Annotated in this window: 20 protein-coding genes; 10 read left to right on the forward strand and 10 right to left on the reverse strand. The window is 36.8% G+C overall.

What is annotated here, in order from left to right; translation table 11 throughout:
- Positions 1 to 97: 97 nt before the first annotated feature.
- Genes FY048_RS16805 through FY048_RS16820 form a run of 4 tightly spaced genes read left to right on the forward strand, consistent with a single transcriptional unit; the run spans position 98 to position 2,906 of the window.
- On the forward strand, positions 98 to 505 hold the full coding sequence (locus FY048_RS16805) for a hypothetical protein (RefSeq protein WP_336040490.1): 408 nt from the start codon (positions 98 to 100) through the stop codon (positions 503 to 505).
- Entirely contained in the window at positions 502 to 1,110 is a 609-nt protein-coding gene (locus tag FY048_RS16810) for an Nmad2 family putative nucleotide modification protein (protein ID WP_336040489.1), read from the forward strand. The genes FY048_RS16805 and FY048_RS16810 overlap by 4 nt, the downstream gene beginning before the upstream one ends.
- A complete protein-coding gene (locus FY048_RS16815) occupies positions 1,097 to 2,245 on the forward strand; it encodes a hypothetical protein (protein WP_336040488.1) in 1,149 nt (382 codons plus the stop codon). The genes FY048_RS16810 and FY048_RS16815 overlap by 14 nt, the downstream gene beginning before the upstream one ends.
- A complete protein-coding gene (locus FY048_RS16820; protein ID WP_336040487.1) occupies positions 2,232 to 2,906 on the forward strand; it encodes a uracil-DNA glycosylase in 675 nt (224 codons plus the stop codon). The genes FY048_RS16815 and FY048_RS16820 overlap by 14 nt, the downstream gene beginning before the upstream one ends.
- A gap of 64 nt (positions 2,907 to 2,970) precedes the next feature.
- Here FY048_RS16820 and FY048_RS16825 read toward each other — a convergent pair whose 3' ends face one another.
- From FY048_RS16825 to FY048_RS16835, 3 genes are all read right to left on the reverse strand, one after another.
- Positions 2,971 to 3,489, reverse strand: coding sequence for a hypothetical protein (locus FY048_RS16825; RefSeq protein ID WP_446091883.1), 519 nt, complete (start codon positions 3,487 to 3,489; stop codon positions 2,971 to 2,973).
- Positions 3,490 to 3,599: 110 nt separating this feature from the next.
- Positions 3,600 to 4,370, reverse strand: coding sequence for a hypothetical protein (locus FY048_RS16830; RefSeq protein WP_446091884.1), 771 nt, complete (start codon positions 4,368 to 4,370; stop codon positions 3,600 to 3,602).
- 38 nt (positions 4,371 to 4,408) lie between these two features.
- Positions 4,409 to 5,473, reverse strand: coding sequence for a DUF1176 domain-containing protein (locus FY048_RS16835; RefSeq protein WP_446091885.1), 1,065 nt, complete (start codon positions 5,471 to 5,473; stop codon positions 4,409 to 4,411).
- Positions 5,474 to 5,595: 122 nt separating this feature from the next.
- Here FY048_RS16835 and FY048_RS16840 point away from each other — a divergent pair, with 122 nt between their 5' ends.
- A complete protein-coding gene (locus FY048_RS16840; RefSeq protein WP_446091886.1) occupies positions 5,596 to 6,345 on the forward strand; it encodes a DUF4850 domain-containing protein in 750 nt (249 codons plus the stop codon).
- Between the two features lie 39 nt (positions 6,346 to 6,384).
- Here FY048_RS16840 and sbmA read toward each other — a convergent pair whose 3' ends face one another.
- The 6 genes from sbmA to FY048_RS16870 form a co-directional block, all read right to left on the reverse strand.
- Positions 6,385 to 7,581, reverse strand: a complete 1,197-nt coding sequence (sbmA, locus tag FY048_RS16845) for a peptide antibiotic transporter SbmA (RefSeq protein WP_446091887.1) — start codon at positions 7,579 to 7,581, stop codon at positions 6,385 to 6,387.
- 237 nt (positions 7,582 to 7,818) lie between these two features.
- Positions 7,819 to 9,054 carry a threonine ammonia-lyase gene (locus FY048_RS16850; RefSeq protein ID WP_446091888.1) on the reverse strand — a complete coding sequence of 412 codons (1,236 nt, stop codon included), beginning with the start codon at positions 9,052 to 9,054 and terminating at the stop codon, positions 7,819 to 7,821.
- Between the two features lie 203 nt (positions 9,055 to 9,257).
- Positions 9,258 to 10,232, reverse strand: coding sequence for a patatin-like phospholipase family protein (locus FY048_RS16855; RefSeq protein WP_446091889.1), 975 nt, complete (start codon positions 10,230 to 10,232; stop codon positions 9,258 to 9,260).
- A 170-nt stretch (positions 10,233 to 10,402) separates the two neighbouring features.
- On the reverse strand, positions 10,403 to 11,878 hold the full coding sequence (locus FY048_RS16860) for an alanine/glycine:cation symporter family protein (protein WP_446091890.1): 1,476 nt from the start codon (positions 11,876 to 11,878) through the stop codon (positions 10,403 to 10,405).
- A 98-nt stretch (positions 11,879 to 11,976) separates the two neighbouring features.
- Entirely contained in the window at positions 11,977 to 12,144 is a 168-nt protein-coding gene (locus FY048_RS16865) for a hypothetical protein (RefSeq protein WP_446091891.1), read from the reverse strand.
- Positions 12,145 to 12,301: 157 nt separating this feature from the next.
- Positions 12,302 to 12,505 (reverse strand): hypothetical protein, encoded by a 204-nt coding sequence (locus tag FY048_RS16870; RefSeq protein ID WP_446091892.1) that lies wholly within the window; start codon positions 12,503 to 12,505, stop codon positions 12,302 to 12,304.
- A 509-nt stretch (positions 12,506 to 13,014) separates the two neighbouring features.
- Between FY048_RS16870 and FY048_RS16875 the strand changes: the two genes are divergently transcribed.
- Positions 13,015 to 13,722, forward strand: a complete 708-nt coding sequence (locus FY048_RS16875; protein WP_446091893.1) for a nitroreductase — start codon at positions 13,015 to 13,017, stop codon at positions 13,720 to 13,722.
- A 25-nt stretch (positions 13,723 to 13,747) separates the two neighbouring features.
- On the opposite strand, the gene FY048_RS16880 is transcribed toward FY048_RS16875, so the two are convergent.
- On the reverse strand, positions 13,748 to 14,962 hold the full coding sequence (locus tag FY048_RS16880) for a multidrug effflux MFS transporter (RefSeq protein ID WP_446091894.1): 1,215 nt from the start codon (positions 14,960 to 14,962) through the stop codon (positions 13,748 to 13,750).
- Positions 14,963 to 15,089: 127 nt separating this feature from the next.
- Here FY048_RS16880 and yccS point away from each other — a divergent pair, with 127 nt between their 5' ends.
- From yccS to FY048_RS16900, 4 genes are all read left to right on the forward strand, one after another.
- Positions 15,090 to 17,264, forward strand: a complete 2,175-nt coding sequence (gene yccS, locus FY048_RS16885; RefSeq protein ID WP_446091895.1) for a YccS family putative transporter — start codon at positions 15,090 to 15,092, stop codon at positions 17,262 to 17,264.
- Positions 17,265 to 17,364: 100 nt separating this feature from the next.
- Positions 17,365 to 17,940, forward strand: a complete 576-nt coding sequence (locus FY048_RS16890; protein WP_446091896.1) for a hypothetical protein — start codon at positions 17,365 to 17,367, stop codon at positions 17,938 to 17,940.
- Between the two features lie 155 nt (positions 17,941 to 18,095).
- Positions 18,096 to 20,678: a PepSY domain-containing protein gene (locus FY048_RS16895; protein WP_446091897.1), complete on the forward strand. Its 2,583-nt coding sequence runs from the start codon at positions 18,096 to 18,098 to the stop codon at positions 20,676 to 20,678.
- Between the two features lie 114 nt (positions 20,679 to 20,792).
- On the forward strand, positions 20,793 to 21,578 hold the full coding sequence (locus FY048_RS16900) for a YdcF family protein (protein WP_035365941.1): 786 nt from the start codon (positions 20,793 to 20,795) through the stop codon (positions 21,576 to 21,578).
- Positions 21,579 to 21,942 lie beyond the last annotated feature (364 nt).

Genomic DNA, 21,942 nt, shown 5'->3' on the forward strand with positions numbered 1-21,942 from the left:
CAAAAGCTGTTACATAAAAATCTTTTCAGTAGATCTTATTATACATTTAAAAACAAAAATGATACATTTGGTTTATAACAAAATAATGGAAGTTAATATGACAATTATTCTACACGGTACAAACTCTACAACCTTGACGGAGAAAATTAAAAAGGTTTTGACTTCTCCTTATACTAGTAATATCTATACAGAAAATTTAGATGCTAAAAGTCAAGCTATCATCGTTGTTATAGATCAAGATTTATCTTTATTCCAAGAAGATATTTTAGTTAAGATTAGAAGTTCTCTATATACAATAGGCATATGGTCTCAGGATGCTTCATCAAATTATCTACCTAAAAAATTAGAAAATTTTTTTGATTCAATCATTTGTGAAGAAAATATTAACAAATTAAACTCATTATTAGAAAAAAGAAATGTTTTATTGCAAGCACCAGATTGTTCAGAAATCGAAATAAAAGATATTACTAGAGTTAACTGTCAAACAGGTAAAAAATTAAAATGAATTTTTTTTCATATGTAGTAGATAGAGATTTTGGATTTGCACCCAACCCTTTCTTTGGTTATTGCACACTAGCCGACTGTAAACCAAGAACACGAAAAACCGCCCAAGTTGGAGATATAATTTTTGGATTAGCTGGAACTAAGTATCGAAAAGCCAATTCAAAAAAAATAATTTATGCAATGCAAGTTACTGAAATTTTAAGCTTTGATGAATACTTCAAAGATCCAAGATTTGAATTAAAAAAACCAATTATAAAAGCTAGTCCCAAAAGACAATATGGGGATAATATTTACTATAAAGGAAAAAATAGTGAGTATGAACAAATTGATTCACATCACTCTTATAAAAATGGTGTTCAACATCTAAGTAATACTTTACACGACACGAAAGTTGATAAAGTCTTAATTAGTGATAACTTTGTTTATTTTGGCAATAACTCTTTAGATATCCCCTTAGATTTATATATTAATAGCGATACTTATCGAAATATTTCGATTAAAAGACATCATAAAAATAGATTTCATTCAGATTTTAAAGAGGATTTAAGAAACTATTGGGATAAATTACCAAGAGGAATATGGGGAACTCCAAATGAGTGGAAATAATTTTATTGAAGAATATCAAAATCTTGTTAAGAACACCTGTCAAATTGAGATAAATCGCTTCGATTATGCTTTACTCGGACTATATGGAGAAATAGGTAGCTTCTTGTCTATCTCTAAAAGAAAAATTAAAGAGGAAGCTTTAGGAGAGATAACCAAGATCACCCAACTAGAAATTGAAGAAGAACTTGGAGATATTTTATGGTATTTTACAATGGCAACGATTGAGTTAGAATTTTCCTTGGAGGAATTAGTTCAAAAGACAAGTCAAATATTATATAAACCAGAATTTCTTGAGAAAATAGAAGCTAAGTACCTACCTTTTATTGTCGAAAAAGATTCTTTACAGGATCATCAGAAATTTAAAAACCAACTATTATTTAGCTTAAATGAAAAATCCAAGGAATTAAAAAGCAAAGAGGAAAATAGCTTCACCGCTTTTCTTAAAACTTTTTGGAGAATTTTGTTCTTCTATCAAAAAGATTTAAAAAAAATCATAAATACCAACTCAAAGAAAATTAAGAATGATAATTTTGATTGGGATAAAATTAAATCTGAGTACCCAGATATTGAGAAAACTTTTGATCATAGTTTCCCCGAGGATGAACAGCTTCCTCATAAAATAAAAATTGAATTTGTTCAACGATCTTCAGGTCGTATTCATATGAAGTATGGGAATGTATTTCTTGGTGATCCACTAACTGATAATCATAAAGACAAAGATAATTATCGTTATCATGATGTATTTCATATCTCATACGCAGCAATACTTCACTGGTCTCCTGTATTTCGCTCCTTATTAAAAAGAAAGAGAAAAAGCAAGCCTGATTTTGATGAAAATGAGGATTCTGGTAGAGCTATTGTTGTGGAAGAAGGGATTTCTGCTTGGATTTTTAATCAAGCAAAAGAGTATAATTACTTTGAAAACCCTAAAGATATATCAACAAAATTAATAAAGAATGTCCAGCTTTTCGTAAAAGGGTATGAGGTAGAAAACTGCCCTCCCGCATTATGGAAAAAAGCGATTTATGAGGGTTTTAAAGTATTTAGAGAATTAACAAAATATAAAGTTGGAATTATTAATATTGATTTAATAAACAGATCCATAGAATTCGAGAAAATCCATGATGAGAAATAAATTAAAATCTTTCATACATGAAGTATCAAATCAAGATTTTAAAAATTCATTTAATCCGTATAAAGATACATGTGAAAATTTTGACACACAAAATTCCTGTAAAGTCCGTAAAAAAAATTTAGAAAAATATTTGAATTATTTTTCTAAATTAGATTCTATTGATTTATGGATAGGAAGGGATTTAGGTTACAAAGGTGGAAGAAGAACTGGAATCCCTTTTACCAGTGAGAATAATATTGAGACTCTTAATTTAAAACTAGGATTAGACTTAAAAGTCGTATCAAAAAATAAAATCATTTCATCCGAAGTCTCTGCCAACACAATCTGGGAGATTTTCAGTGATCTTCCTAACAATATAATTTTTTGGAATATTTATCCTTTTCACCCTCATGAAACCAACAATCAACTTAGTAATAGAAAATTCAACAGGGAAGAGGAAATTTTTGGTTTAAAAATACTCTATTCTTTGATTACTTCTTTAAAGATAAAGAGAATTATTTGTATTGGTAATGACTCAGCTAATTCATTAAAAAAAATTAAAATAGCTGACATCCCCATAGAAAATGTACGGCATCCTAGCTATGGCGGAGTCACAATTTTTAAAAATCAAATGAAAAGTCTGTATCAAATAAATAATAAAAGACAAATGAATCTTTTTTAAGATTCATTTGTCTTTTTTATTGTATTCTCGATTATAAAATTAAAAGTATATATCTCTTCTTAAATTACCTTGTAACACCCAACTTATTCCAAATATCAGGTGTTAAAAAAGTCATGACCAATTTATTTAAATCAATATAACGCAATGTGCCTTGCAACTGCTGTCTTACCGCTGGATCTTTAACAATATCCTGCCCTGCACTCTGACCTAACTGCTGAAAAGCCTCTCCAACAGCCTTAACACCTTCGGCTTGAATCACGGCCTTAGTCTGTGTTGAGCACTGCTCCACAATCACACGCTGTAATACCTGTGCCAATTTCTGATCCAACTGAGTTTTCTGCTCAGGCGTGACATTACTAAAAGACTTTAAATCTGGATGCGCAGCCAAAGCACTAAAAGTCCATTGCAACACTGTGGTCTTATCCGCAGCAGTCGTCGCTTTCACTAAACAATCACTCAGTTGATCGACTGTTGGCCCTGCCATCGCCACTTGGGTTGTACCCAACACAGCCGCAGCCATCAACACAGAACGACTCAAATGAGAAAATTTACGGCGAGCAATCGCATAAACTTGACGTGACATAGGTCTAGCTCCAATAAACAATCTGTTCTTTGTATCACAGAGCTAGTGGTGTTACCTGTTATGACTCTGTAAATCATCTATTTCTTCAAATTTAACAATTACTTTAATAATTAGCCCATTCCCGCATAATTCCATGCTTCTGGAATATTTGGCTGTTCTGGTGCTTTATTTAAATCAATATTTAAGTTTCTACTACCCTGATAAGATTTTTCATTTGAATCTGAGGCAGGTGATACGCTTAAACTATAACGATAGCGGAATTGCCACATTAGCGGTTTGACTGGGCGAATATCCAAACTTAAAGAATCCTCATCATGACAATTTCCTTGAGAACTTTCATAATCTTGCTCAGAAAAACAAGCTCTGATCATCCGACTAAAACTAAATGGATAGTCCGCAATAAATTGATGTGTAGTGCCAGCATCTGTTAACTCATAAAAACTAGCGCGCTCAATATTCGCACCGCCTCCTGAGTACATTTCAGAAAATGAATCGATTACAGCAATTGCATAACGATTTTGAGCCATGGGAAAAAGCTTAGGAAAGATAAACTGCCCATCAGATGTGCCCTCCTTTTGAGTAGAGAGATTTACATGCCACTGTTTCGATAGATTGAGTCCCGTTGCAGAGTTGTTAAATTGAAGAATATCTTCACCTGACAAAAGCCATAACTGCCGATCTGCTGTTTTTAAAACCCGCCATTGGTCCGGATGCTCGCAGAGATTTTTAACTTGTATGCAAAGTTGTTCCTGCTCATTCTGACTTAATTGTGTTTTTTTAAACTCTAAAATACTTAAGGGTGCAGCAAAAGCAGGCTTGGCAAAACAAGCAAACATTCCTGCTATAACTAAGAAAGCTATCTCTATTTTACTTTTACTCATTTTTTCTTTTCCTAATGAGATTTTTTTCAACAAAATGGCTATTTTACAATAGCTTCAATTCGATCGAGCTCCCACACTCCACCTGCTGCCAAACCTTTACACATCCCTGTCCACATATTTTTCGTATGTACAAAACTCTTGCCATCCCACACCCATTCTTCACTTGCCCAACAATCGCCTATACCTCTTCCTTTTTGAGCACTACTAATAATACCGCTATCGAAATCAGAAGCTGTTTCTGTCACAAACGTTGCTTTACCAGTCAAAGACTCATCGAGTACCCATGCCCCATACCCTTCGTTATAAGCCCCTCTCCAACACAGCGTAGTCGCGAGAACTTTCTTATTGGTTAGTTTATATAGCTCGATTTCTTGTGGTTCAGCTCCATCACTATTACCACCATAAACTCCTTCACAAAAGTCTTCTTTTGGATCTGGATTAACTGCCATCAAGCTACGGTGTATTACTTGGTACTGCTTGCTTTTAGGCTGTAAAGTTAAATAAGGTTTAACTGTAGTTTTAATATGTTTAACAACCAGTTTTGGCTCAGGCATAAGTACTTTAGTTTCATTGGCACTGCCCTTTTTAACCAAAGCACCAACAGTGCCAATACGCTTCTGAAAATCATCCATTTTTAATAACACAGCGGTCATTCCTGCATCGGAAATTTTCCATTCATGCTGTGTATTTTTAAATACAATTTCAGTTTTCTGTTTAGACTGTTGTAGTACAGCGTTGATTTGCGAACTGTTTAATTTACCCATTATTGGCAAATCGATACCATCTATAGTCACAGCACCTAAATCTTTACCATTTATATAAAAATGAATATTTTTAAGCTGATTAGCTGGCAAGCTTTGCTCATAGTCGGATAAAGCAAATTCAGCTTGCACAGCTTGTTTTGGCCCTGCTTTACGTGTTAATAAAATTGATGCTGGATTATCTCCATTTTCTTCATTTTGATAGCCTGCGGCTTTACATGTACCCGTATTGCTACAAGAGATTTCCCACTCTTGGTGTGAAAATGAAATACCTTTTATGTCTTGAGCAAAACTATAAGAACTGATGACTGATAAACAGCAAATTGAAAGCATTTTTTTCATTTTTTCATGTCTCTGCTGGGCTGTTTTATTATTAAGTTAAAACAGTTTAAAATTTTGGATTACCGTCTAGTTTAAAAGAATATGCTAGGTTTATATAAAATTTAAATGATTACTTTTTTAAAATGAAAAAACTGAATTTTTTATTATGCACAATATTAGTCAGCATCACTTCGACTGCCTATGCAGAAGTAGAAAGCTTTACGCCTCATTTTCCAAAATTTTCTAGCTCTGCTGCAACCCGCAAAGCGGATAATCAGTTTTACGCTCTAGGAGAGGCAAAGTTTTTAAACGGCGTTGCAGTCCCGTTTTATGGTGTTACAGCACAAAGCCCAACAGAGAATGGTTTACTCAAAGATTTTGAAGCCTGTACACCTAAAAGCTGCCATTTTAATTTTAAACTCGATGCTCAGCATGCCAAGCGACTCAAGCTTCTTGCATTACCTGAAACAGGTTTAGTGCTCGTTCCAAGAAATTGGCAAGATGTGCAAGCAAATGCAGGTGCTAACGGGACGGGTTTTGCTTTAGCAATGAGTGCAGATCAAAAACAAGCAATAGAACTTTATGATTCTTCATTTTGTGTCGGTTGCGGACTACCAAACGCAACGCTCTATTTCCCAGAGTTGTTAAAAGAAAGTCTTGAAAATGAATTCGGTGGTTATAAAGACCCAAAAAAACTAATTAACATTGTTCATCCTTCTAAGAAAATGGCTTTTTTTAGTTATCAAATTCCCCAAGTGAACAATAAAACGCATGGTATTGCTAAATACCATGATGAAGACACTTTTAACTATAAAGAAATTCAAGTCACCTTAGATAAATCACAACAGTCATTGGTTGGCCCTATCCTTAATTTTTATAATGCAACGCACTAATCTAATACGTATAAAAAAACCCGCTTTCGCGGGCTTTTTTTATTTATGTAGTATCGACTCAAAAGCCTTTAAACGCTTATAAATCGAAAGTAGTTCAATAATCGTTTTCCATGAACTAATTAAATATTGGAAAGATTCACGTACACGTCCAAACACATTTGCAATTTGCTGAATTAAACCTAATGTAAGTTTACCGGCAGCAATTGATGGGAAAAGAACAACTAAGTTATATAAAATATCAAGTTGACCGTACCAAATCGCTGTCATATTAAAATAGGCATAATGAAAGTAAAGTCTGAAATAATTTTTCCGTACATTACTAAATAATTCACGCAAGGTAGCAGGTTTTGCGCGGTCTGCATGGTCTTCGCCATAGACCAATTCCTTACGATATGCAGCCTCTACTTTTTGATTGTTAAATTGCAAGCCTGGTAACTTTACACCCACGACCATTAACAGAACAGTTCCGAAAATTGACCAGACTATTGCCGCCCATACTAAAGAATGATCTAACTCTCCAATAAGGGGTAATGTAGGAACGTATTTAGATAAATGAAATAAAATAGGTAAAAACGCAATCAATGTAATGATTGCTTTCACCAGCTCAACACCTAAATCTTCCAAAATAGTTGCAAAGCGCATCGTATCTTCTTGCACACGTTGTGAGGCACCTTCTACATGACGCAGCTTTTCCCAATGTTCTGTGTAGTATTCATTCATTGCCGTACGCCAACGAAATACATAATGACTAGTAAAAAAAGCATTAATCACGGCTAGAGTTACAGCCACCATTGCAATATAAAGAAACACTAAGGTCTCGCTATAAAGTGCCGAAACATTTCCCCCGCCACTCGAAAGCATTTTTTGAATTAAATCCCAAAATGGTACATACCATGCATTAATCGCAACACTGACCTGAACACTGAACCAGATATTAAATAAAATAAATGCAGAGCCCCATATAGACCAACGCTGCCATGGATTATTAGAAATTATCTTCCAAAAACCAGCAAAAAGAGCAGTAGAGACTAAAAACCAGAGATAGAACCATAAAAAAGCAGGTGACCAAAATCGACTTACACCAATAGGTAACTCAGCATCTGCATAACCATGAGGAAAGCCTACATACTCCCCCCAATGATCCCCACCTGTATACCAGAGCACCATATTTAGCGCGAGCCAAACGACCACAGATATAAAGAAATATCGTGGTGATGGAAAAAATGATTTGAACATTAAGCGTGGATATCCTTATATTTCTTCAAATTTACAATGAGAAGAATACTAAAACCTAAACCTTAAAATTGTGAAGGGCAAAGTTTAGAGAATTGTCAGTTTTTCTCGTTTCATTGAAGGATTTGATCGTTTTTTTGTAAATTCATCCCTTTTTGGCAATTTAATCCATTTAAATTACCTCGTATATGACTCTCGATAGAGCCATATACGGCTTTTATAACACAGCAATATCAGAGATTAAATCTCTTCTTTACGCACAATATAGCCTTCCAACTGCATTGCCTGAATGAGCAAATCTAGGTCTGAAGCGCTTTTAAGCTCAACATCAACACTCACGGCACTTTCTTTGGCGCGGCTGGTTGCTGCAAAGCGTTCATGACGCAATTCATAAATATTACCACCCTGCTCAGCAATAATTGCGGTTAAGCGGGCTAAAGCACCCGGATTATCTGGTAATTCAACACGAATACGGACCATTCGACCTGTACGTGTTAAATGACGTTGCAATACAGAAACCATAACGCGTGTATCAATATTGCCACCAGACAGCACTACACCCAACTTATGACCTAAAAATAGATCAGGACGAGACATAATTGCAGCAATACCTGTCGCACCTGCCCCTTCACATACTGTTTTCTCAATATTAAGTAACAGTGCAATTGCCTCTTCAATCATGTCTTCTGTGACAACAACAATGTCATCAACATATTCTTTGGCAACTTGAGTTGTAAGCTCACCCGGAGTTTTTACCGCGATACCTTCTGCAACTGTCGAACCCATTGAAACTGCATGCTGATAATTGCACAGTATTTTTGCCATACTTGGGTATACAACAGATTGCACCCCAATCACTTTAATTTTGGGATTTATAGCCTTAGCAGCAATCGCAATACCAGAAATTAGGCCACCCCCACCAATTGGTACAACTAAAATGTCTAGTTCAGGCACAGCTGCAAGCATTTCAAGTGCAATGGTTCCTTGACCTGCAATAACTTCTGCATCGTCGAATGGATGGATAATCGTTAAAGATTCTTCTTGTGCTAAACGATGCATTTCAGCAGCAGCTTCTGAAAAATCTTGTCCATGCAAAATAACGCGTGCTCCGTATTCACGTACTCGCTGCACTTTTACATTAGGCGTAGATTTCGGCATCACAATGGTCGCTGTTACCCCTGTGCGCTGAGCATGATATGCTACGCCTTGCGCATGATTGCCTGCCGAAGCTGCAATTACACCATGTTGTTTTTCTTGGTCAGATAAACACAACAGTTTATTCAGTGCACCCCGTTCTTTAAAAGAAGCTGTAAATTGTAAGTTTTCAAATTTCAGCCACATCTCAGCCCCTAAGGTTTTAGAAATGGTTTCTGAGAAAACAAAAGGAGTTTTTACGACTAAACCTTCCAAACGCTCTGCGGCAGCATGAACATCATCTAATGTTGGAAACCCATTTTTAACCTGTTGCTGTATCATTTATCTAGTCAGCCTCAATACATTACAAATCAATTATTTTTTAAAAATGACATCAATATTTTATATTGGTCATCAGAGTTTTCAGCATATCCAACATGTACCTAATATACAAAAATTTTTATTCCAAAAATTAAGGATTTAAACTCACATAAAAAAAGCCCTAATCAGGCTTTTTATTTAATTTTCAAAAGATTAACGTTAAATTATTGAGTTTGTGCACTTAACCCTTCAGTAGACATATTCTGTTCAGCTATTTTTTCATCAATAACAAACTGAATATCGGAAAGTTTGGCATTGGCTGCATCGATGCCCGATTTCATAGTAGCTTCACGGCCTTTTACATCAAAAATATGCGCTTTTTCTCTTAAATCTGGCTGAATAACAACGTCTGCATATTGTAATTCTTCTGCTGCTAAACGACCTTGCATAATATTAATATTCTGGTTAAACAGTCCCCAGACATTCGATGTTTCTGTGTAAATCGGCTGAGCTAAAATATCAACAGCAATAATGACATCAGCGCCTAAGTCACGTGCGACTTCAACTGGTACAGGACTCACCAACCCGCCATCTACATATTCAGATTTGCCAATTTTAGTGGGTACAAACATGCTCGGAATTGAAGCAGATGCCCTAACCGCTTGCCCTGTATTGCCATAGTTAAATACGGTTTTAGTACCATGCTTTAATTCAGTTGCAACCACATACATTGGGATTTTCATTTTTTCGAGTGGCATGTTGTTTACTTGCTGGTTCACGTAGTTTTCTACTTTTTTACCATCAAAAAAACCTTTTAGTCCGATACTAATATCACGCACATCGCCAGCTTTCATTTTTAAAGCAGTATCACGCAATTCAGCAGGACTTTTACCACTGGCATAAAGTGCTCCAACAATACTACCGGCACTGGTACCTACAATAAAATCTGGTCGAATACCATGTTGTTCCAAAACCTCAATCACACCGATATGGGCATAGCCTCGTGCTCCACCGCTACCCAATACGAGCGCAACAACAGGACGCTTTTGCTGTTTTTTAATTCTTGCAAATGGCTGATCAACAGAGCGAGCATAGGCCTCCGTCATTTGCGGTTTTAGAGCAGCAGACAAGTGTGTAGTGGTCTGGCACCCTGCCAACACTATAGAGAGTCCGAGAACCCACAATTTAAGCTGTTTCATGGCCTATCTTCGCACTATGAGGTTTAAGTTCGGATTGCAATTTTAGTTGCTAGTCTCGTGAAAAGCTGTATCGAATTTATTTAATTTGTCATGTTTAAAATTTAGACTCAAGTATTTTATCTATCCCCTCTATAAAAAAGGCCCCTTATTTATAAGAGGCCTTTTTTAACTTACCAGATATCTGAATCGACTTTTTTCTTCAATTCCGGATATTTATCAATTTTAAACTCAGGCTCTTTAATGCCTTTCTTCAATTGTTCACGGTAATCTTTCAACAATGTGCGTGCAATCGGTGTTAATAGTAAAATTGCAATCAAGTTAATGGTTGCCATGATACCCATAAACAAGTCGGCCATAGACCAAACAAGTGGAACACTACCAATTGCACCGAAGTACACCATCACCAATACAAAAATTCGGAAGATGAACATGACTTTCGGATTGTTATTAATAAACTGCATATTACCTTCTGCATAGGCATAGTTACCTAGTACAGCTGAATAACAGAATAAGAATAATAGAACAGCAAGGAAGTCCGACCCCCAATGCCCAACTTGAGTTTCTAAAGCACGCTGTGTTAATTCAACACCGACAAAAGCTGTATCGTGGTAAACACCAGAAACCAAAATGATGATTGCAGTACTTGTACACACAATGAAAGTATCTACAAATACACCGAGCATTTGTACCAAACCTTGGTTTACAGGATGTTTTACATCAGATGCAGCCGCTGCGTTTGGTGCAGAACCCATACCAGCTTCGTTAGAGAATAAGCCACGCTTAATCCCTTGCATCATTGCCATTGACACTGCCGCACCAAAGAAACCACCTGCTGCAGACTTAAAATTGAAAGCATCGGTTACAATCAGCTTTAAAATATCAGGCAAAATTGCATAGTTACTGATTGCAATATAAAGAGCAACAGATAGGTAAAGACCTGCTTTTAAAGGTACAAACATCTCTGCAAATTTAGCGATACGCTTAATACCACCAAAAATTGCTAATGCAACTAAAACTACAAGAGCAAGACCAACCCATGAAATTTCTAGATCAATGCCACCTAAATGAGCAATAAAATTAGCTTTGTCCCAACCCCAAGCATGTGAAGATGCATTGGCAATCGCATTGATTTGAACTGAGTTGAATACGAAACCATAGGTAAAGATTAATGCCAGTGCGAAGACCACACCAAAGGTTTTACTACGTAAACCTTGAGTAATATAGTACGCTGGTCCACCGCGGAACTGTTTAGTCTTGCTATCTCTAACTTTAAATAACTGAGCAAGCGTAGACTCAATAAAAGCAGAGCTCATACCAAGAATAGCAGTAACCCACATCCAGAACACTGCACCGGGACCACCAATTGCGATAGCGATTGCTACACCAGCAATATTACCTACCCCAACACGGCTCGCGAGGCCAGTTACAAACGCCTGAAAAGGTGTAAGACCATGCTCATCTGCGCCTTCGGTACGACTGCTTTTCATCACTCGGATACTTTGCAGGAACATGCGAATTTGCACAGCTCCTGTTAAGACTGTATAAAAAATCCCTACAGCCAGCAAGAAAATAACCAAAAAGTCCCATAAAGGGTCATTCAAAAATTTTACCCACGACATTAGTGTGGCATTGAGTTGTTCATTCATACTCGGTCCGCTTACGTTCCTTGCTAATGTGCTAAAAGCACATGCCAAAATACTGCAATAAACAAAAAGCCCCTAGAAACCGGGACTTTTCAGTAAATTCAAGAAAAAACTTTTAATGTCAATTGAATAGCAATTATCGTCACAAGTTTAAGCAACATCATGTCCAACACTAAGCCTTTGAAGGTTGCATGAGAGAAAGCGACCTTCAGATAAAATAGTATCATTGCACTACTGAACTTTTCCGCTTGCGGAAAAACAGTATGCATCGACTCAGCTACAAACTTGGAAACTAACAAATGACCACCGCTAAATAAACTCGTCTAATGATTCCCATCAGTTAAGCGAGTTTTACAAAATCTGGATTTAAGCCAATAAGCATATTTACATATACTTTTGAGCAAATGTCTAAACTGGATATAAATTTCAAAGACTGTAACGAGCCATCGCCATAACGCGACTATCTGCGCCCTTTTCTCTCTGATCAAAGAAGAGTGCGTTTAGACCTGTACTAAGCTGTTGTATTTTTTGTGACTCAGTAGTTGCTTGAGTTACGTTCATTTTCATGGTTGCAATGGTAATCGCCAATCCTTGTTTCATGAACTGCTTGTTGATGAGTGATAGACTCATGTAAAGCTCCTATACCTCGTGTATTTCTCCATTTCTGCAACTAAATCCTTTTGGTAAAGGGATTTTATTTGCAGCCAGCATTTCCTAACGTGAGTATGGAGAAATCATACCTGCGTAAAAAAGTCGGTATTATGCAGAAATTTAAAGTTTTGTGTATATTTTTCATTAAAATTTTATATAAAAAATGGTCATCTTTTATATAAAACGATCCGTTTTGTACTGTTTTTAAACATATTATACCTTTTTTTCAATTGAATATTATTCACCCACTCACTGTTATGCTTTTATTTTTATAACCGACAAAATCACACTATTTTGTCTATTTAAATCTAAAGTGGCATATTCGAATTATGATTAATCAGACAATATGTCTAAACTAATTAAATTATCATACCTGTAAGAATATCTCTTTTCTAATATTTTTTGCTTATAAATGAAGTACTTTCAAAGCATGAAATTAAGCTTCAAAAAAGGTATGAAATATTTAAGAAAAAGATATAGGAGCACTCATGAATCTGGAACAAGTTCGCCTCGTTGATGAAGCTATCACTTCTCGACATTCTGTCCGCGCTTTTTTAAATACTCCAATTAAACCAGAAGTCATTAAAGATATATTACAAGTCGCAAGCCGAGCACCTTCTGGAACAAATACTCAACCATGGAAAGTCTATGTAATAACAGGCAACAAGCGTAATGAAATGGTTGAACGTGTCTGTGCAGCACAAATTGAGGTTTCAAAAAACCCAGAACTTGCAGAACAATATAAAGAAACTTTTGCCTATTATCCTGAAAAATGGATATCACCATTTATTGATCGCCGCCGCGAAAATGGTTGGGGACTCTACGGTCTACTCGAAATTAAAAAAGGCGAAAAAGAAAAAATGGCTGAACAGCAGTTGCGTAACTTTAAACTGTTCGACGCCCCAGTCGGCCTTTTCTTTACAGTAAATAAAACGATGGGAATCGGGTCTAAAATGGATATCGCTATGATGATTCAAAACGTGATGGTTGCTGCCAGAGCACGTGGTTTAGATACATGCCCACAAGCAGCTTGGAACCATTTTCACCCTATTGTTTTAGATATCTTAGGTGCATCGGATGATGAAGAACTCGTATGTGCAATCGCGTTGGGGCATGCTGACCCTAACCACATTGTAAATACTTTCATTACTCCTAGAGAACCAGTTGAAACTTTCACAGTTTTTCTAGACGAATAAGATCTAAGTCGCCATTCTTTTTAAACTATGAGAATGGCTTTGCTTTTACTTGTTGCACTGCTTTCAACACAACAATGAACCCACTCAGTGTAAATAACACCATCATCACGCCCATGTTGAGCGATGCAGACCAAATAAGAAAGTTAAGCAGTATCCCACCCAAGAGACCACAAGCGAATTGCATACTTCCCATGATTGCACTGGCTGTTCCTGCGCGAGCACCTTGTTTGGACATTGCGAGCGCCATTGCATTTGGTCCTGTTAAACCAATGCCTGAAATAGCTAGAAATAGTCCTAACATAACAAGCCATAAAGGCGCATCGGGAATTAAACCTGCAACAAATACGATAATGGCTCCAGTCACTTGCACGACTGAACCTGCTTTTAACCGTTTAGTAATTTCAACACGTGATGTTAAATGCTTATTTAAAGATGACATCAACATAATGCCAAATGCATTTAGTCCAAATGCGTAAGCAAACTCTTGCTGATTAAGTCCGTACTGATCCATGAAAACCGCTGGTGCTGAGCTGATATAACAAAATAGCGCGGCTCCTGTTAAACACCCTGCAAACATAGGTAAGCGGAAACTTGCATCTTTGAAAATAGCCCCATATAGGGTCACTACTTGATATGGTGAAAGCTTTAATCTTTTATCAGTGGCCAAGGTCTCTTTAAAAAAGAAATGTACGCACAACCAACATATGACACCAACAATTGAAAGAGCGATAAAAATAGCTTGCCAAGGGAACCAGATTAAAATCCATGCTCCAATCATAGGTGCCAAAATTGGTGCAAGTCCCATTACAATCATCATGCTTGAAAAAGCTTGCGCTGAGCCTTGAACATCTAATTTATCGCGTATTGCTGCACGAGCCATAACTACGCCGACACAGCCACCTAAAGCTTGCAAAATACGTGCAGCAATCAAGCCCCATTCATTTGTCGCCAACACGCAAAATAAGCTTGCGACTGCATAAAGCGCGAGACCAAAATAAAGTGGTTTTTTTCTACCAATTCGATCGCTTAGAGGACCATAAACTAATTGCCCAACAGCTAAACCAAAAAAGTAAGCTGGTAGTGTATTTGCCACCATTTGTGTACTTACCCCAAAATCATGCGCCATTTGTGGCAAAGCGGGTAAATACATATCGATGGATAATGGCCCTAAAGCCGTAAGCAAAGCGAGCAACATAATCCAGCCAATAGAGTATTGACGCTGGGCTGTTTGTTCAGACATAACGATATTTCATTTTTCAATCATTTGCATACAGACAAGCTTACACTGTCTATCGTATGATTTGTGCAACATTGGTGTAGAAATACACAAATCCTTTATCACTCAGGTTGATCAGCAAGGACTTCCTTTGAAATCTTGGTTTAAACGCCTAAAAAGAGCGACTTATAACACAACATTTATGTATAACGTGCGAATGCTGATAGCCTTTTCAGGAACTGCTTTCGTGCCTTATTTTTTGGGCTATCAATTAGCAACAATTCCACTTACTTTAGGTGTAGTCGCGGCAGGCTTAAGCGATATTGATGATCGCTTTTCCGTGCGAATCATGAACCTGATTTATACTTATATTGGGTTCTTCGTTACCGCAGCTTCTGTACAACTACTTTTCCCCTACCCAATGGCTTTTGCTTTGGGGTTAATTGCGTCATGTATTGGCTGGATTTTACTAGGCTCATTAGGACGTCGTTACGCAACCATCTCTTATGGCTGTCTGGTTGTTTCAGTCTATACCATGCTAGGTGTTCACCTTTTTGATCATTGGTATATCCAACCTGCCCTTTTAGTTGCAGGTGCTGCGTGGTACGGCCTCATAGCTACTATTAGCTTTTTATTATTTCCAGTTCGACAACTACAAGACAAACTGGCTGCCTCTTATGCATCTCTAGGTGATTTTCTATTTGCAAAATCAAATTTGTTTGATGTAGATATGACTGCTGCCAGCTATCAGCAAAGTATGATCGAATTGTCATTAGAAAACGGTAAGTTAATTACGATTTTTAACGACTTAAAAACAGCTTTATTAACTCGTTTAAAAGGCGACCGTGGGCAAAAAGATACACGCCGAAGCTTACATTATTATTTTGTTGCACAAGATATTCATGAACGTGCTGACTCAGCCCATATTGACTATCAAAAATTAGCCAAAATTTTTCAGCACAGTGATATTTTATTTAGATTCCAACGAATTTTGGCGATCCAAGGCAAAGCTTGCCAAGAGTTAAACGAATGTATTTTGCAACGTAAGCCTTATAACCATAATAAAAGGTTTAAACAAAGCTTTGAAAACCTACGCCTTTCATTAGAAAAGTTACGTCGTGATCAGCATTACGATCTTTTATGGGTAAATGCTCTTTTCGCTTTATACCAAAATTTAAAGTCTATCGACTCCCAATTACTCAACTTGGAAACCGAACAACACATTCAATCGGATAAAGTAAAACAAGCAGAAAACCAGCTTAAAGATGATGATTTACAAGGATGGAATGATATTATCATCCGAATAAAACAGAATTTAACTCCCGAATCTGTGCTGTTCCGCCACGCAATTCGTGTATCGATTGTTTTATTTATTGGATATGTCTTTATTCAAATGACTCATATTGAATATGGCTACTGGATTATGCTTACAGCTCTATTTGTAAGCCAACCCAACTTTAACGCGACCAAACGCCGCTTACGTCTACGAATTGTTGGGACATTAGTTGGTATTGTAGTTGGACTTGCGATTATCTTCTTAATTCCTTCGACCGAAGGACAACTATTCATGTTGATATTAAGTGGAGTCCTGTTTTTTGAATTACGCAGTAAACAATATGCGCAGGCAACTGCCTTTATCACCATTTTGGCATTAATTAACTTTAATCTAGATGGTTCAGCTATGGCTGCAGCGATTCCAAGATTTGTAGATACTTTAATGGGATGTGCTTTAGCTTGGTTTGGCGTGACCTTTATTTGGCCTGACTGGAAATTCCGACGTTTGCCCCGTAACATCAGACGCTCACTGCAAGCCCAATGTAACTATTTAGCCGAAGTCGTCAAACAATATCATGAAGGTCGTAATCATGCGCTAAATTACCGAATTGTACGTCGAGCTGCGCATAATACAGATGCTGAAGTTGCTTCACTTATTTCAACTTTAGCGACTGAACCAGACTTTGATCCGACTCGTAAATCCGATATTTTTGAATTTTTGTGTTTAAACCATACATTTTTAAGCTATATCGCGGCACTTGGAGCGCATCGAGAAAACATTCAGGATCAAGCTGTCCTTAAATTATTAGACCAAGCGCTGGATGATATTCAAGGGGCTCTATTAAGAGATGAAATGCCTGATCTTACAGCACAAAATATGCTCCAAACGATACGTCAACGTCTAAGCCAAAATGATGAAGATGACCAAAAATCACTCATTATTTTACAGCAGCTCTCGCTCATGCTTGGTGTGTTGAACCGATTTAGTATGTTAAAACAACGTCTAAGTCATGATCTTGATAATGATGCCAGTGAGCTTGCATCATTATAAATTTGAGTCGGAATTTAGTATCAAATTGGCATAATATCCTTTCCTGACTTATGCCAATTAGTGCTAAACTTAAAACAGTTTACAATTTGTTATTTGCACTATGACCGCGAAAACTTTATACGCTTATACGCTTCAGCCTGTTCCCTATGACGTGTCAGAAGCTGAACAACGTAATGCACAGCTTCTTATCTGGCGCAGTACCAATAAAATCAGCACAAAAATCTGGGCGATTATGGGTGTAGTTTTAGCCCTAGCTATTTTGGGTCTTGTTCTTATCAAGAATTACTCTACTATTTTTTGCTGGGTTGCTATTGTTTCTGTAGTACTTTACTACCTAGGTCGTAAATACGGATTAGAATGGTACGTTAAACGCAAAATGAATGAATTTCCGGTACAGGAAATCAAAGGTATTCGTTTAGGCGTGCAGCCTCATGGTATTGTGATGCGCCAAAAAATGGGTCAACAAGAAGGCGTTGGTACAATTGGATGGAAAAATATCTACGAATGGTACAATGCTCCTGATTTCATCTTGGTAAATTTCAAAGTAAAAGATCCAAAAGGCCAAGAACAACAAGGTGCTTATATTCTACCTAAGCGCATGGATTCTAAAAACTTCTCATTCAATACAATTCGCACGCACTTAAAAGAATCTGTAGGTGAACCAAAAACTTTGTAATTCCATATTCTATAAAAAGCCTCCTTATGGAGGTTTTTTATTACAGTAAAAACAAATGATAATGAAAATTAATATTATCTCCAAAATCCATATTATCTACTCAATCTTCGGCTATACTTCGTTACAAGATCTCCATCATATTTACATTTTCGACCATGTTTAAAAAAATTTTATTTCAAATTCATTGGTTTCTGGGTATTACTGCTGGCCTAATCTTATCCATTATGGGTGTAACAGGTGCAATTTATTCTTATGACCAACAAATTTTAAAATGGGTAAATTCTGACAGTTATGTTGTTCAAGCTGAAAACACACCAAAATTAACCCCTACTCAGCTATATCAACATTTCAATACAACTCAGCCTGAAATTAAAATTAATAGCATTACGATTGCCAAGGATCCGACCGCCTCTTCTACTATCAATATTGAAAAAGAAGGTGAACGTCGTGGCTATAATATGATGGTTAATCCTTATAACGCTCAGGTTCTACCCGATGTTAAAGGCCGCAAACTGTTGTTACTCATACAACAAATTCATCGTAATTTAACCGCAGGTGAATTCGGTAAACAAATTACTGGCGCTTGTGCCTTAATGCTCATTTATTTTGTCTTGAGCGGATTATATTTACGCTGGCCTAAAAAGCATTCTGCCCGTCAATGGCTCGCCGTTAAACCGAAATTGAAAGGCCGAAATTTTATTTGGGATCTACATGCTGTTGTGGGTACGTGGGTTATTGTTTTTTATCTTCTTTTCGCGTGTACAGGTCTATATTGGTCTTATGATTGGTGGCGTAGTGGCATGTTCAAAGTGATGGGAGTTGAACAACCTAAACCACAAGGTCATGGCGCTACTCCTCAAAATCGAGGAATGCAACAAAACAAACGACCTGACCGTAATGCTGATAAAAAATCAGAACCTCAATTAGATAATACCCAGCTCATCACAGCACTTAATCAAACATGGAGTGGCTTCAATAGTCAGGTCGGACGTGATTATTCGACACTAACATTGAGCTTACCGAAAAAAGATGATGGAAAAATTGAGTTAAGCTTTGTCGATGCTACGCCTCAACACGAACGTGCACGCAACCAAGCCATCTATAATTATCAAACTGGCAATATCGAAAAGATAGAGCTTTACGAAGATAAAAAGCTTAATCAAAAGATCATGAGCAGTATGTTACCCGTGCATCGTGGTAGCTTCTTTGGACCAATTTATCAATTTGCTGCAATGCTTGCTTCATTGGCAATGCCTCTGTTTTTGGTTACAGGATGGATGCTTTATCTTAAACGCCGTAAACAGAAAAAATTAACACAGGCAGCTCGTCAGTCTTTAGCTGGACAATACATTGATCCAAATGCAAAACCTTGGCTTATTACCTATGCAACTCAAACAGGTGTAGCCGAACAACTCGCTTGGAGTACGGCAACGAGTTTACAAGAAGCTCATCAACCTGTTCAGGTTAAACCTGTACAGCAGCTAACACAGTCTGATTTAGAGCAGCATGAGCAGGTTCTATTCGTGATCAGTACTTATGGTACTGGTGATGCACCTGATCTCGCGACAAGCTTTGCTAAAAAGCTTTTAAAAGAAAATCTAGATCTTAAACACATCAACTATGCTGTTTTGGCTTTAGGTTCTAAAGAATATCCTGATACGTATTGTAGTTTTGGACATGCGGTAGATGTCTGGCTTAAATCTAATGGTGCTCATGCCCTCTTTAATACAATTGAAGTTGATAATGCAAACTTATCGGATATTCAAAACTGGAATCAGGCACTCGCGAAAGCAACTAAATTAGATTTGCATGCTGTAAATTTAGAAAAAGTCTTTGATACATGGATATTGCAACAACGTGACTTACTCAACCCAAATAGCTTAGGTCAACCTGCTTATAATATTGAGCTTAATGCAAAGCACGAAGCACTATGGCAAGCGGGTGATATTGCTGAAATTCAACCTGGCAATAGCCCTGAACGTATTCACGATTTTCTGCAGAAGCATCACATTCTTAAAAATGCAAAAGTTGACTCATTACAGGTTTCGATTGAGAAAGCACTTTGGAATAAGGACTTAACTGGTGAAATTGAACCATTTGCTAATGTAGATCATTTATTAGAACAGCTCCCTACTCTACCAACACGCGAATATTCAATTGGCAGCATTCCTTCGCAGCAAGTGCTTCGTTTAGTTGTTCGTCAACAATATGATGAGGCTGGAAATTTAGGTTTAGGTTCTGGATGGCTGACTCAACACACGCAAGTCAATGATGAAATTGCTTTACGTATTCGTACCAACGAATCATTCCATCTTATTGATGACAACCGCCCTATTATTTGTATTGGTAACGGCACCGGAATTGCGGGCTTAATGAGCCTATTACACACGCGTACTCGTCATAGTTACACTGAGAACTGGTTAATCTTTGGTGAACGTCAAAGAGCATGTGATTTCTTCTATGCATCAACAATTGAAGCATGGCAAACAACAGGAATGTTAAAACGCTTAGATTTAGCATTTTCCAGAGATCAAGAACAACGCGTATATGTTCAAGATGTAATCCGTCAAAATGCAGCCGAATTAGTAAGCTGGATAGAACGCGGTGCTATTCTCTATGTCTGCGGTAGTATTGATGGCATGGCAAGCGGAGTCGACCAAGCACTTGTTGAAATTCTAGGTGATGAACAGCTAGATGAATTAAGACAACAAGGCCGTTATCGCCGTGATGTTTATTAAAGGCTAATAAATAAAAAAACCGAGTAATAGCGCAAATGCTTTACTCGGTTTTTTATTGCATTCAGAATGATTTTGCATACACTGTCTGCAATTCAAATTGCAACTCTAAACACAATGCAAGTCAGTAAGTGGATCCGTATTTTCCTAGTAATCATTGGTTCAATTTTATTTCTAGATGGGCTAGTTCTAATTTGTCTCAATAAAATTAATCTTGGCACAATTATCCCTTTAATTTTGGGCGCATTCTTCTGCCTCTATTCTTTATTTTATTATCATTTAGAGCGTTTTTTCTTCTATCATTACCGCTTACATACTTTTTGGCGTTTCGGTTGGTTATGCCTCTGGATCTGGCTAATTAGCTTAGGCTATTTCTTTGACTTTATTAAAGAGAATAAAGAAACAAGCCAAAACCTTCCTCCAGTAAATGCCATCATTGTATTAGGTAGTGGTGTTGAAAATGGTCAACCATCCAAAACTCTTGCAAAACGTTTAGATACAGCTGCTCCTATTGCTCTAAAACAGCTTCAAGCAAAAGTTGTTTTAACAGGCGGTCTGGATTTTTCAGAAAAGGAAAGCGAAGCATTAGTGATGTCTCGTTATCTAGAGCAAAAGTATCATGTAGCAAAAGAACGAATGATACTTGAAGATAAAAGTACCAGTACTGAACTTAATTTAAAAAATAGTAAGCCCCTATTAGCACAGCAAAACATTACCCTTAACCAACCAATAGCTATTGTAACAAGTGATTTTCACACTCCACGCGCAGCGGCTATTGCTAAAAAACAAGGTTATACGCAAGTTTATACAGTAGCTGCAGAAACACCATTAGCTACTCGCTACAACTCTTGGTTACGAGAATACTTTGCTTTTGCGAGTGGATGGTTTTTAAAAGAATATTAAGACGAACTAATTTAAAAACTGCTATTAAAAATAGCAGTTTTTTTATCTAAGAAATATTCGCTCTTGCCACAAATGAATTTAATAAAAATTATAAATAATGCGTATAAATCTAAATATTTATGTACAAGCGAGTAAGGAGAGTTTAATGAGAATAAAGTGCCTAATCGGTCTAAAATAAAGCTCTTAATAAAATTTTTGGCAAATATTTTTAATTTATAACTCAGACTATAATGACTTAAATCAGTCAAATAATTCGTTCAGCTATTAAATAATTCAAATTATACGTTCAAATCGTTCAAATCGTTCAAGTCGTTCAAGTCGTTCAAGTCGTTCAAGTCGTTCAAGTCGTTCAAGTCGTTCAAGT

Source organism: Acinetobacter sp. 1124_18A (genome assembly GCF_052824995.1).

Coding starts and splice junctions, on each gene's coding strand:
- FY048_RS16880 (WP_446091894.1), bottom strand. CDS start 14,962: ATGTCTGAACAAACAGCCCAGCGTCAATACTCTATTGGCTGGATTATG.
- FY048_RS16890 (WP_446091896.1), top strand. CDS start 17,365: ATGACCGCGAAAACTTTATACGCTTATACGCTTCAGCCTGTTCCCTAT.
- FY048_RS16830 (WP_446091884.1), bottom strand. CDS start 4,370: ATGAGTAAAAGTAAAATAGAGATAGCTTTCTTAGTTATAGCAGGAATG.
- FY048_RS16810 (WP_336040489.1), top strand. CDS start 502: ATGAATTTTTTTTCATATGTAGTAGATAGAGATTTTGGATTTGCACCC.
- FY048_RS16820 (WP_336040487.1), top strand. CDS start 2,232: ATGATGAGAAATAAATTAAAATCTTTCATACATGAAGTATCAAATCAA.
- FY048_RS16840 (WP_446091886.1), top strand. CDS start 5,596: ATGAAAAAACTGAATTTTTTATTATGCACAATATTAGTCAGCATCACT.
- FY048_RS16870 (WP_446091892.1), bottom strand. CDS start 12,505: ATGAGTCTATCACTCATCAACAAGCAGTTCATGAAACAAGGATTGGCG.
- FY048_RS16850 (WP_446091888.1), bottom strand. CDS start 9,054: ATGATACAGCAACAGGTTAAAAATGGGTTTCCAACATTAGATGATGTT.
- FY048_RS16855 (WP_446091889.1), bottom strand. CDS start 10,232: ATGAAACAGCTTAAATTGTGGGTTCTCGGACTCTCTATAGTGTTGGCA.
- FY048_RS16900 (WP_035365941.1), top strand. CDS start 20,793: ATGCAAGTCAGTAAGTGGATCCGTATTTTCCTAGTAATCATTGGTTCA.
- sbmA (WP_446091887.1), bottom strand. CDS start 7,581: ATGTTCAAATCATTTTTTCCATCACCACGATATTTCTTTATATCTGTG.
- FY048_RS16875 (WP_446091893.1), top strand. CDS start 13,015: ATGAATCTGGAACAAGTTCGCCTCGTTGATGAAGCTATCACTTCTCGA.
- FY048_RS16860 (WP_446091890.1), bottom strand. CDS start 11,878: ATGAATGAACAACTCAATGCCACACTAATGTCGTGGGTAAAATTTTTG.
- FY048_RS16815 (WP_336040488.1), top strand. CDS start 1,097: ATGAGTGGAAATAATTTTATTGAAGAATATCAAAATCTTGTTAAGAAC.
- FY048_RS16805 (WP_336040490.1), top strand. CDS start 98: ATGACAATTATTCTACACGGTACAAACTCTACAACCTTGACGGAGAAA.
- FY048_RS16825 (WP_446091883.1), bottom strand. CDS start 3,489: ATGTCACGTCAAGTTTATGCGATTGCTCGCCGTAAATTTTCTCATTTG.
- FY048_RS16835 (WP_446091885.1), bottom strand. CDS start 5,473: ATGAAAAAAATGCTTTCAATTTGCTGTTTATCAGTCATCAGTTCTTAT.
- FY048_RS16895 (WP_446091897.1), top strand. CDS start 18,096: ATGTTTAAAAAAATTTTATTTCAAATTCATTGGTTTCTGGGTATTACT.
- FY048_RS16865 (WP_446091891.1), bottom strand. CDS start 12,144: ATGCATACTGTTTTTCCGCAAGCGGAAAAGTTCAGTAGTGCAATGATA.